The organism is Chlorobiota bacterium, assembly GCA_016710285.1.
Classification (GTDB): Bacteria; Bacteroidota; Ignavibacteria; order OLB7; family OLB7; genus OLB7.
On the sequence record JADJXR010000001.1, the window covers coordinates 4,171,375 to 4,183,990 of the forward strand.

A 12,616-nucleotide genomic window follows, 5' to 3' on the forward strand; every position below is an offset into this window, starting at 1 on the left:
TTTGAAAGAGGTCTAATGAACAAAACCAACAAAAAACCACCTCTCCTCCTGCTGCTCACCACAGCACTGCTCCTGCTTGGGCAAACCTTCACCCACGCACAAAACCGCATTGATCCCAGACACCCCTCCTTTGCTTATATGCAAGAATGGGGGACCATGGATGGAACCACTCTCCAATGCTTGCCCGGTTGGGTTGGTGAAACTGGAGAACTCTTTGGAAGACAGATCATCCCAACTGGTGATCTTAACAACGACGGAATGGCCGATTACATTATCGAGCGATCCCGTTGTGACTCCGCCTTTGGGGCAAACAAAACCAATCGGGGATATGAACTCCTGCTGTTCTACGGCAAGAAAAACTCACTCCCTACCCCTGCTGATGGTATCCGCATCGGACCTTCTGAAATCGGTTCCACTACTTACTTCCTCTGCGCCGGGGACTTTGATGACGATGGCATCCTCGACATCGCTTGTGGCATCCATCTCTATGGGGATACTACTGAACGTGGAGGAGAGTATGACATCGGTATCCCCGTCGTCTTCTGGGGACAACCCAATGGTATCTACTCCACCAACGACACCACCCAACTCCCCTGCGATGCTCCCATCTGGATTACTCCAAAACAAGGAGTTAGTGGTGATTTTAACGGTGATCACATTGATGATTTGTTCATTCGTGGATCCGGGTGGGGATTCGCTGATGGAGCATTAGCGAGAATTCCTAAAGGACACATCTTTGCTGGCGAACGTGGCAAGCGATGGGGACGCGATGGTAGAGACCACTCACCCGTTCAACGATGGTGGTATCCACCAGGCAACAAAGCAGTGGAATACCGTGACCACGATTGCTCCGGAGACAATGACCTCATCTTCTATGGTGGCATTATTGATGACATTGATCAAATCATGGTTGCTTATCAGCATGACAACGGCCAATGGATTGATACCTCCGACATTGAGGCCATTAACCTCAAAACATCCTATAGCTCCTACGCACGATTGATGGATGTCACCGGCGATCACCTCCTTGATATTGTCACCATCGGGGGGAACTTTGAGAGTGAACGCATCAAAGTCTTTGCCGGAAAGGCTGGGCAGAGGCTGAAAGAACAGTACGGCACAGGAACCGACAGTGCCGACCGTGCCAACGGACGATTCCCACTCCGCCCCTGGGTCAGTATGCCAACACCAACGGTGCTGCATGATGGATGGTATGGGTCAGAGTTTGTGTTGTTTGATCTGGGTGACATTAACGGCGACGACCGTTCGGAGATCGTTGCCCATTCAACACCATTCATCCTCATCTACACTACTGGTCCAACCCTTGACTCCCTCATTGATGTCATGGCTCGAGTCCCTGGCGATTTCTGGGATACGATGACACGACTTGGTGATATTGATGGAAGCGGTGTACCCAGTTTTGCTGTTCGGTACGACGAGAAGATTCATTTCTTCAAGCCACCACCAAAGGATGAAATTCCTACCTACGGCGGGCGCATTCGCTCGCTTCCACATCCTATTGATTTTCGCTGTGCATTGTCCTCCAGCGTGGGAACCCAGGGGGGCGGGGAACAGGGGGCAGCGGAGATGGACCTTAGTCAACAACAATCCTTCCCAAATTCCCTGCATCCTTATCGTTAAGTCTCCACGGCAATCAGGCGCAGAGCCGGCACCCTTTGGCTGCTGCCGCAGCAAAAGCACGCCGTGCCCCCTTGCCCCAAATCTTATTTCCCCTTCCCCAGCACTCCCGATTGCGGGATGTTTACGTGGTGGATGGTCCAGTTGGAGGTTTGCGAACGGTTGCTGCGGCGGCCAGTGGTGGTGGCGTTCGGTGCGGTGGCGGTAACGGTGATATTCATGGCAGTTTTCCGGTTGCGTTGTTGTTGATTGATCTTCTGCTATCAATCTATCGGGAACGATTATCACTTTTCCAGAATTCGATTATCTGGCCGCACCGCCACGAAAAAATCTTCCTCCAACCTCAAAAAAAAATTGAGGCTCCAACAGCAAACAGCTGATAGAGCCTCTAAAAAAGCCGATGATTCTGAGATTCGCGAGGCAATGCCCAGTTCGCGGGTGTCCCCAACCCACCCCCAACCCCCTCCCAAGAGGGGGAGCAGCCCGCAAGGCCGCGCACGGAGCCAGTCTCAATTCCTCCAGAAGCCCCGAAGCGTCCCTCTCCCACGGAGGGGTGGCCGATAGGCCGGGGTGGGTTCGGGGAAACGATGGAAAAAGCGGAGTTTGCCGTTGGCCTCGGAAGCCTCTGAGCCTCGTATCTGCTGATCCTGAGATTCGCGGAACAACGCTCGGTTCGCGGGTGTCCCCTCGTCCCGACGAAGGTCGGGGCGGTTGCCTCCAATTCTCTGATCCTGAGATTCGTGGAACAACGCGGTGTTCGTGGGTGTCCCCGCGTCCCGACGAAAGTCGGGACGACTACCCCCGATTCCCGATCCTGAGATTCACGAGGTGACGCCCAGTTCGCGGGTGTCCCCGCGCCCCGACGGAGGTCGGGGCGGTTGCCTCCGATTCCCTACTTCACAACGATCATCGTGATGGATTCCTGGGTGTGGCTGGTGGTTAGCCGCGCCAGGTAGCGTCCGGCGGGAAGCTCTGCGCCGTCAACGGTCACGCGGATGGTGCCGGCTGGTTGCTCCCCTTCCAGAAGCGTTTTCACTTCGCGACCCATGGCATCGTACAGCCGCAAGGTGGCAACGGTGCTGGCCGGCAGCTCAATCGTGATCTGGCTGGTTAGGCTGAAGGGATTCGGGGTGTTTTGGCGGAGCATCGCCGATGCCCCAGCCACCGCCCCCTCGTTTCCAACAGACGATGATTGTTTTGGGAGCGGCAGCGTGTACCAAAATCCTTGATACGCCGCCCCCGTGCTGCTTTGCGCCGGCCCAATCACCGCTTGGCCCAACGTTGCGTGCAGGACCATCCCGCTGCCGGATGAACGGGTTGCCCCGCTCCCAATCACGTAGTTGCTAATGCCGGTTTGGGCGGTTGCTCCGGTTGCGGCAAGCGCCAGCATTGCCAGCGCGATACTCCATCTGTTCCAAGTGCTCATCGTGGTTCTCTTGCTCCTTTTTAATCTGTGTGATCTGGTTATGTGGTTGGCGATTCTGGCGTTGGATGTTGGCTGCTGGCTTCCTCATCATGGATCTGCGCGCCACAGCTGGTGCAGAACAATGAAAGCGCGTGGATGATGGCGACCCCGCACCGGGGGCAATGCCGGTTCATTGGCGCGCCGCAGCAGGGGCAGAAACGATCCTCCGGGAATCCAGCGGCACCGCACACCAAGCACCGTGCGATTGCGGTTGTTGTTCCTGCCGAATCGGCTTTGGGGCTGTTGTGCTGATGCTCTGTCATGTTGGAAATAGGAAGTTTCCCGAATGCGTTGCGGCCACCAACGGCTGCACCTGCGATAAAGGTATCGGGAACGATTGTCGGTTTTCCCAGAAACGGTTATCGGTTTGCGGAAAAGTGATCTCCGGTTGATTTTTTTTGATCCGCCAAAGTGCTGATCCTGAGATTCGCGAGGTGACGCGGTGTTCGCGGGTGTCCCCGCGAAGGCTAAAGACCTTCGACTACCCCGACCTTCGTCGGGGCGGTTATCTCCAATCCCCTCCGCCTCACTTTCTCCTCTTTCTTCTTCACTTTCCCCTTTCCATGGTATTGGTGTTTGCCGTAAGTTCGCCGTAACCGATTCACGATGTTCTTGACCGTTCGATAACCTGCACCATGAACTACCGCTCGCTCCCGACACGCTTGCTGATTTTGTTCGCGATTATCTCCGGATTCGCGTTCAACACCGACAGCACTTCTTTCAGTTTCAGCCTTTCCACCGAACGGGTATTTGGCCCCGGCGATGCCGACATCGGCATCCAGTTTAGCAGCAACGGGCTGGCCGCCGCCACCATCCGGTTTCGGGCATATCGGGTGAAGGACCCGGTGGCGTTTTTCATGGAGCAGAAGGACCCCCACAGCCCCCAGATGAACGGAGCAAAAGCCCCGAACACCTTCGACATGATCGGGCTGGGGATGGAGAAGGTCCAGCGGGACCTTCGCTACGCCGCCCGCGACGTTATGCCGGAACGGAGCCGCCGCGCACTTCGCGACGTAACCGATCTGAACGGAACAAAAGCCCGGAAGAACGACCCAAAAACCACCCCACCCCCGGCCAACGCCAAGGACCTTCCGAAGCAGGCCGAACGGTTCGAGGTGGTGGCCGAATGGGAAGTGCAGATCAAGCCGGAGGATACCGACTGGCATTATCAAAGCATCACCGCCCCACTTCGGGAGAAAGGGGTGTATATGATTGAAGGAAGCATCCGTGGAAAGAAGGCGACAACGGCCCTGATTATCAGCGAGTACGGGCTGGTGGTGAAGCAATCCGATGCCGCGGTTCTGGCATGGGTGGTGAACAAACGCACCGGCGAGAAAATCCCCGACGTTCCAATCACCTGCCTGCGCGGCGGCACAAAAATCGCCGACGACGAAAGCGATGGCGATGGGTTGCTCAACATCGAGCTTCCCCCCCTCCCGAAAGTTGCCAACGCCGAGGACGATGAGGAAGAATACGACTGGTACTGGGAGTACCGCCGCCGCCAATTGGTGGTGATGGGGGAAAAGGATGGGAATTTCTTCATCCACGACCCCTACAGCTACAGCGATGGTGGCGATTCCCGCTTCAAGGTCTATCTCCACACCGATCGCCCAATCTATCGCCCCGCGCAAAGCGTTTTTTACCGGGGGATTGTCAGGAAGATTGCCAAGAACGGGGAGTACGAAAACTACACCGCAACCCCGGTGTTCATCGAGATTCAGGATGCGAACGACGGCGCGATCCGCCGCGACACCCTGGCCCTGAGCGATTTGGGGACCTTCAACGGCCAGATTTCCCTGGGCGATGAAATCCCGCTTGGCTACTACACCATCAAAGCCACCGTTGACGACAACGATTACTGGTTCAATTTCTCGGTGGAAGAACACAAGAAGCCGGAGTACAAGGTTGTGGTCAGCACCGACCGCAAGCAGTACACCCGTGGCGATGAAATCACCGCAACGGTCCAGGCCGATTACTTCTTTGGCAGCCCCGTTGCCAACGCCGAAGTGGAGTATTTCGTTTATCGCTCGCGCTACTGGCGACCCTGGTGGAAAGGTTCGGAATGGGAATACCTGTACGAAGAAGGGGGCGACTACAGCACCTACCGGATGGAGATGATCGAATCCGACACGGGCCGGCTTGCCCCCGACGGCAGCTTCACCTTCCGCTACCGCACCGACGACTCCTCCGATGCCGATTACGTCTATCGAATCCAAGCCAACGTGGTGGATAACAGCCGCCGCTCCATCAGCGGAGCAAAATCGGTGGAGGTGACCCGGGGTGAGTTCTATCTATCGCTGCGAACCAACAAGTACGTGTACCGCACCGGCGACGAAGCCTCCATCTCCGTTGCGGCAGCAACGTTCGATGGCGACAAGCCAATCGCCACCGACCTTCGGATAAACGTCACCCAAATCTCCTGGGACCGCGTCTTCACCGACAGCGTTGACGGCGTTGCAAACTACCGCTACGACCGCCGCGAGGAGAAAGTGTGGGAAGGATCGGGCGAAACCGAAAGCGATGGCAAAGGGACCATCACCTACGAAGCAACCAAGCCTGGCTACCTAAAAATCACCGTCAACGCACGCGACAGCCGCGGCGCGGCAATCAGCGAGACCGACTACATTTACGTTAGCGACAACACCTACGCCAACTGGTACCGCGAAGGGGCAAGCGACATCCAGATCATCCCCGACAAAGAATCGTACCAACCAGGCGAGACGATGAACGCCATGGTGATTATGCCCGCCGCCGGCATTGACGCGCTGATTACCAGCGAGGGGGAGAACATCCTTACCAAGCAGGTGGAACGCCTTTCCACCAACTCCGCCGTCATCCACCTGACGATTGCCGATGCCCATGCACCGATGTTCTTCCTTGAGGCCACCGCGCTGGTGAACGACCAACTGTACACCGAAAGCCGCCGCATCACCGTGGTCCCGCGTGGGAAGCTGATAAAACTGCAGGTGGAGACCGACAAATCGCAGTACCGCCCGGGCGACCGCGGAACCGTCACGGTCCGCGCTGTTGACGAAAGCGGCACGCCGGTAAGCAACGTGGATGTTGCGCTTGGGATGGTGGATGAGGCCATTTACTCCATCAGGCCCGAATCGGCTCCCGACATCCAACGGTTCTTCTACGGCCCACGCTGGAGCCGCATCTGGACCTCGGCCTCGCTCGACTTCTCCTTCTACGGCGATGCCCGCGCCGCGCGCACCGCACGGGGGGATGATCTTTTTGGCGAAGCACGCAGCTACAAACAAACCGCCGACCGTGGCCGCCACAACATTGCTTATGGAGATGTGAAAGGTGAGATGTTCGTGCAGCCAGCGGTCCGCCGGAACTTTAAGGATATGATGTTCTGGACCCCCTCGGCACGCACCGGAAGCGACGGGCGGGCAACCCTGAACGTGGAGTTCCCCGACAACCTCACCACGTGGCGAATCACCGCCCGCGGCGTTACGGCCAACACCGCCGTTGGCCAAGCCGTTGCCCGCGTGATCTCACGGAAGGAGCTTCTGGTCCGGATGGAGACGCCACGGTTCATGGTCCAGGGGGACCAGATGGTGATTGCCACAACAATCCACAACTACCTGAAAGGGGAGAAAGTGGCGAAGGTGGAGTTCGCCGGGGAAAACGTGACCCTTGCCGACCGCCAACGGACCATCACCATCCCCGCAAATGGCGAGCAACGGATTGATTGGAAAGTCTCCCCGGGAAGCATCGGCACCGCCAAGCTGACGGTGAAGGCCCTGACCAACGAGGAATCGGACGCAATGGAGCTTTCGGTTCCGGTGATCCCACGCGGCGTGAAAACCGGCGACGGCGCGATGACCGAAATCCCCGAAGCCAACGGGACCCGAACCCTGAATCTTTCACTTCCGGAATCTGCCCAGCCGGGGACTGGGGAGGCCTACGTCACCATCTCTCCATCGGCGGCAAGCTCCATTATCGGCTCGCTGGATCAGCTGATCGGCTACCCGTACGGCTGCGTGGAGCAGACGATGAGCCGGTTCCTTCCCACCATCGTCGTGGCGCAGCTTCTGAAGGATTTCAACCTTTCGCTGGATCCCAAAAAGCAGGAAGCGTTGCCGAAGATGGTGAACAAATCGTTCGCAAAACTGTACGGATTCCAGCACAACGATGGCGGCTGGGGCTGGTGGGAAAACGACGAAACCCACCCCTACATGACCGCTTACGTGATGTACGGCCTGACAATCGCCAAGCAAGCGGGCTACGAGGTGATGGAGGACCGCTACCAAAGCGGATTGAACTCGCTGAAACAACAGATTGAGCATGGCCGGAACTCCGCCAAGGACCCGCTAACCTGGACCGAGCAAGGCTACATGCTGTACGTAATGAGCTTCATTAAACGTGGCCAGCCGCAGAAGGAAGTGGTAAGCCGGATTCAGGAGCTTGCGGCCAACAGCAAGATCAACAACTACACGCTGGCGTTGCTTGCGCTGGCAAGCAGCTACCAGGGGGAAACAACGCTGGCGCGGGGGCTGGCCGACCGTTTGGAGAAAGGGAAATCCACCCAGGGGAACCTGACCTTCTGGGAAAGCGAGTCGCGCCCCTACTCCTGGGCCAACGACGATGTTGAGGCATCGGCCTTTGCCACCAAAGCAATCCTGGCGTTGCGTGGCCGCACCGAGGTGGTTGACGCGACCGTCCGCTGGCTTCTTTCCCGCCGCCGCGACGACGGCTGGCACAACACGCGCCAGACCGCAACCGTCATCTACGCGCTGACGGACTATCTTAAACTCACGAACGACCTTTCGCCCGATTACGCAATCACCGTGAAGGTCAACGGAAGCCAGGCCTACAGCGGGCGCATCACCCGCGCTGATATTTTCAAAGAGGCGGTACGGGTGAAGGTCCCGCAGGACCTGCTACGGAGCGGGGCGAACACCATCACGTTTGAGAAATCGGGGAACGGGGCGATGTTCGGCGCGGCGCGAATCAACTACTTCGCCACAGGGCCCGGGGTGGTTGCCAGCAGTGCCGGCTTCAAAGTCAGCCGCGAATACTACGTGCTGAGCAAGGAGAAAGTGGGGGAAAAATATGTTTACCAGAAGCGGGCATTCAGCGGAAGCGTAAAAAGTGGCGAGGAGCTGCTGGTGAAGGTGAAGGTCCGCCCCGATCAAGTTTCGCAATTCTGCATGGTGGAGGACCCAATCCCCGCCGGCTGCGAAGTGGTGGCCAACACCGACGGCTACACCATCCCTGGCGAACGGGACTACGACGAAGCCTACCGCCGGGCCAACAATATTTGGGGCTGGTACTGGTGGTTCAGCGGGCGCGAGGTTCGGGATGAGAAGGTGGCATTCTTTGCCCGCGAAATGGAGGCAAGGGAGTATGAGTTCAGCTACATTCTGCGCGCCCAAATTCCTGGCAAATGGACCGCCTTGCCAACCATGGCCTCGCTGATGTACTATCAAGAAGTGCGCGGCACCGGCAACATGGAGCAGATGGCAATCGCCGAGTAACGTGCCGCAGCAATCACGCGCGCCAATCAGACTGTTGGTTCCATGAAGAACAACCCTGAACATCTTCGATTCCTTCCGCCATGCGACCTGTGTGGCGGCTTCCGGTCCCAGGCATTGACCATTGGTGGGGAACAGGTCCACCGATGCCAAAACTGCGGACTGGTGCGGGTTGATTCCACGCATGAGCAATGCTTGGTCCCCGCCAACCGGAAGCAGTGCGCGGCGTTGGAGCGCAGCCTGAAAAGCCACCTAAAAAAACTTCCCGAGCGGAATGCCACCATTTTGCTGGTGGGCGCATCGGCGGCGCGGCTTGCCGATGCGTTCATCAACAAAGGGAACCTGACCATCCATCTTTTAACGGAGCTGGAAACGCCGGCCCCGCGTGGGGTGATTCGGCACGTGCTTTCCATCGAGCAAGCAGCGTTCATCCCCGACCTGTTCGACGTGGTGGTTGCCGACGTTACTGCCCAGCCAATCCCCCCTTCCCTGCTGCTGCAAAAAGCGCGGCTGTGGCTGAAACCCGGGCGTTCGCTTCTGCTGGTTGCCGACAACTCTGCTTCCCTTCTTTCAGCCATTTGGCGGCGTTCCTGGATGGGGCAGCGGGGGGCATCGCTTACGCATCTGCTTACCTCGCACCATCTTGAACGCTACGCCACACGCTCCGGGTTCGCGGTCCGACGGCTGCGAACGGTGGCCTTGCCGGAAGGGATTGCACAGGTGATTGCCCGGGGGAACAAACCCAGCATTGCCGTGCGCTCCATTGGCCACCTTCTTGCCGGAATTGCACGGCTGGCCAGCGCGGGCGAGGTGCTGTTGGCGGAGTTGGAGAAGCATGGAACCGCGCAAATCCCCCTTCACAAACCTGCTGCCGAGCGGGATCAATCCCCCGGGCTTGCCCATGCGATGTATGCCGGAATGAAACGGGAAAGCATGGCCGAGTCGGGTGTTGGCTGATCTGTAGCCTTTTCCGCAACTGCGGTGTTTAGTTGTGGCGTTTGGGCCAACAACAGCCTGCAACCATCCTTTCATGCGATTACTACAACCTCACATTCTTCTCCTGTTGATTGTTGCCGCCACGCCAGCGGTGGCGCAGTTCGACTATCCAGGGTTTGCTTCGTTTTCGGGGCTGGTTCCGGTTGGGACGGCGCAGTTGGTGGGGAATGTGCTGCGGCTGACCGAGGCGCGGCCCGGGGAGGTTGGGGCGGTTTGGCGGCAGCAACGGCAAGATGTGGCCAACGGCTTCGTGACGATGTTTCAGTTCCGCATGACCGACACCGGCGGAATCCCCGATGAAGATGGCCTGAACGGCGGCGATGGCATTGCGTTCGTGATCCAAAACGCCACCGACAACGCCGAAGGCTACGACGGCGGGAACATTGGCTACGCCGGAATACCGAACAGCCTGGCGGTGGAGTTCGACACCTACAACAACGGCAACTCCTACGACATCAGCAGTAACCACGTTGCCATCAACACCAACGGATTCCAGCAAAACTACTCCACCCAACCGTTCACCCTGGCCCAGGCCGATTCGCCCCGGCTGCTTTCCGATGGCGGAATTCACACGGCGATTATCGAGTACACGCCCGGGACCATGAAGGTCTATCTGGACCGCTGCGACCGCCCGCTGCTTGAGGTTCGGGTTGATCTTTCCAAGCGGCTTGTGCTGGATAATGGGCGCGCCTGGGTTGGGCTGGTTTCGGCCACCGGGTCGGCGTGGGAAATCCACGACATCCTGCAATGGAGCTTCCGCCCGCTGGCCATTACCTCCAACGATCCCGCCACGTTTTGCTTCCGCCCGGGAGGGGTGTTGCTTACCGCCCCCGCCGGATTCCCCGCCTACAACTGGTCCACCGGCGAGACATCACGCACGATCACGGCCCGCAAGCCGGGGAAATACACGCTGGACCTTCCGCTTCCCGCCTGCAACCAAACCTACGCCACGGTGGAGTTCACCATCCACGACCGCCCGAACCCACGGCTGCTGCTGAACGGACGGAACCCACTGTGCGACGGCCAATCGTTGCGGCTTTCGGTGGACCGCCCGATGCGAAGCTACCGCTGGTCCACCGGGGAAATCACCCCAACCATCACCGTTGCAACGCCAGGGAAATATTGGGCCGCCGTGGTTGACTCCAACGGCTGCGATGGTTCTTCCGACACGATCAACGTCACGGTTGCAGCCTCCCCAAAACCAAAGATCACTCCAGGCCCGGTTGTTAGCCTTTGCAGCGGTGAATCCACCACGCTCAGCATCGCGAACGATCCCGACATCGTGCTGATCCAATGGTCCACCGGCGAAACCGGCAACTCCATCACCGTCAGCCAGCCAGGGCGATACTGGGCGGTGGCAACCAACCGGGGGAACTGCGCCGGAAGCTCCGACACGGTTGAGGTTATCATCAACGACAAACTCTTCCCACGCCTTACTCCATCGGGAAGGCTGATGCTTTGCCCGGGGGATACGATCACGTTGGATGCTGGCGGCCCATACACGCAATATCAATGGTCCACCGGCGAAACCACGCAAACGATCAGGGTGACGCAGGCCGGGGAATACTTTGTTAGCGTTCGCGGAAGCGGCGGCTGCAACGGCGTTTCCGACACCGCCACGGTGGTGATGAACACCCCAGCAATCCCAATCATCATCCCCGCCGGGCGCACCGAGTTTTGCGAAGGGGACAGCGTGATGTTGGATGCCGGAAGCAACTACCGCGCCTTCCTTTGGTCCACCGGCGAAACCACGCGGGTGATTATGGCAAAAGCTGCCGGCCAATACACCGTCACCATCACCGATGCCAACGGCTGCCGTGGGACCTCGCGCCCGGTGACGGTCAGCTTCCTTCCCCCCCCTTCTCCATCCCTTTCCGCCTCCCCATCGGCAACGATTTGCGCTGGCGGAAGCGCCCTGCTCCGGACCGATGAACCCTTTGGCGAATACCTGTGGTCCACCGGCGAAACCACGCCGCACATCACCGTTGCAACCATTGGGCAATATTGGGTCCGCGTGCGTGGCGCGAACGGCTGCTTTGGGGTGTCGGACACCATCACCATTGCTGCGGGGAGCATCCCGGTTGTGAATGCCGGCGCGGACACCACCATCTGCATCGGCCAATCGGTTCCGATAATGCCAACGGTTGATTCGGCGGGAGCCAACCCGCTTTACCGCTGGGAGCCATCCACCGGCCTAAGCTGCGCCGATTGCCCGAACCCCACGGCCACGCCAACGGAGTCCACCACCTACCGGCTGACCGTCACCACAACCGCCGGCTGCGTTGGCAGCGACTCGGTGACGATCACGGTCGGCAACACCGTGCGGCAGTTTGCGGCGCGCATCCCCCGCGACCTTCGCGTTATCCCGGGCGACACCATCACCGTTCCAATTTTGTTGGATGAACCGCTGGATTCCTTGCAACTGAGCACGCTGCTGCTGACCGTCAACTACGACGCGTCGCTGCTGCGGCTGGGCACGTTGGTCCAGAAGCAAACGTTGGTGGATGGTTGGACGCTGGATCAAAGCGGCAGCGTTCCTGGCATCGTGCGCGTGCGGATGAGCGCGCCCAACGGGGCATATCTGAGCGGAGCGGGGCGATTGATTGGGCTGCACGTTCGGGGCTTTGTCAGCAACGTCCTGTTTTCCGAACTCCCCTTCGCGCTGGAGCTGAATGCTGGGAACTGCGTGGAAGTTGTTCCATCCGCAGGGCTGATACGGCTGGACTCGATGTGTGGGCTAAGCCTGCGGCTGATTGAAGGGGGTCCGGTGGATTACGCGCTGGACCAAAACCGCCCGAACCCGTTCAACCCCGCCACCCAGCTTCAATTCTCGATTGGGCTGGAGGGGGAAACCATGTTGGAGATTCTGGATATCACCGGCAAAACGGTGGCGCGGCTTCTGGATGAACGCCTGAAACCTGGGGAGTATGAAGTGGAGTGGAATGCCGCCGGTTTCCCAAGCGGACTCTATTACTACCGGCTCCGCAGCGGCCATTGGACCAAAACGCGGCAGATGATGCTGGTGAAATAA

6 protein-coding genes are annotated in these 12,616 nt (G+C 58.7%); 4 read left to right on the plus strand and 2 right to left on the minus strand.

Translation table 11 applies throughout. The features are described 5' to 3' along the window. Nucleotides 1-15: 15 nt before the first annotated feature. Nucleotides 16-1,641, plus strand: coding sequence for a hypothetical protein (locus IPM61_15625; protein ID MBK8912740.1), 1,626 nt, complete (start codon nucleotides 16-18; stop codon nucleotides 1,639-1,641). A gap of 889 nt (nucleotides 1,642-2,530) precedes the next feature. Here the strand turns inward: IPM61_15625 and IPM61_15630 are convergent. Both IPM61_15630 and IPM61_15635 read right to left on the minus strand, forming a co-directional pair. After that, entirely contained in the window at nucleotides 2,531-3,064 is a 534-nt protein-coding gene (locus IPM61_15630; GenBank protein ID MBK8912741.1) for a T9SS type A sorting domain-containing protein, read from the minus strand. A gap of 38 nt (nucleotides 3,065-3,102) precedes the next feature. Then, on the minus strand, nucleotides 3,103-3,366 hold the full coding sequence (locus IPM61_15635; protein ID MBK8912742.1) for a DUF1610 domain-containing protein: 264 nt from the start codon (nucleotides 3,364-3,366) through the stop codon (nucleotides 3,103-3,105). 372 nt (nucleotides 3,367-3,738) lie between these two features. Between IPM61_15635 and IPM61_15640 the strand changes: the two genes are divergently transcribed. From IPM61_15640 to IPM61_15650, 3 genes are all read left to right on the plus strand, one after another. Continuing rightward, nucleotides 3,739-8,592, plus strand: coding sequence for a hypothetical protein (locus IPM61_15640; protein ID MBK8912743.1), 4,854 nt, complete (start codon nucleotides 3,739-3,741; stop codon nucleotides 8,590-8,592). A gap of 42 nt (nucleotides 8,593-8,634) precedes the next feature. Further along, nucleotides 8,635-9,546 (plus strand): hypothetical protein, encoded by a 912-nt coding sequence (locus IPM61_15645; GenBank protein MBK8912744.1) that lies wholly within the window; start codon nucleotides 8,635-8,637, stop codon nucleotides 9,544-9,546. Nucleotides 9,547-9,619: 73 nt separating this feature from the next. Beyond that, the gene (locus IPM61_15650; protein MBK8912745.1) at nucleotides 9,620-12,616 is read left to right on the plus strand and encodes a T9SS type A sorting domain-containing protein; all 2,997 of its coding nucleotides are present in this window, start codon (nucleotides 9,620-9,622) and stop codon (nucleotides 12,614-12,616) included.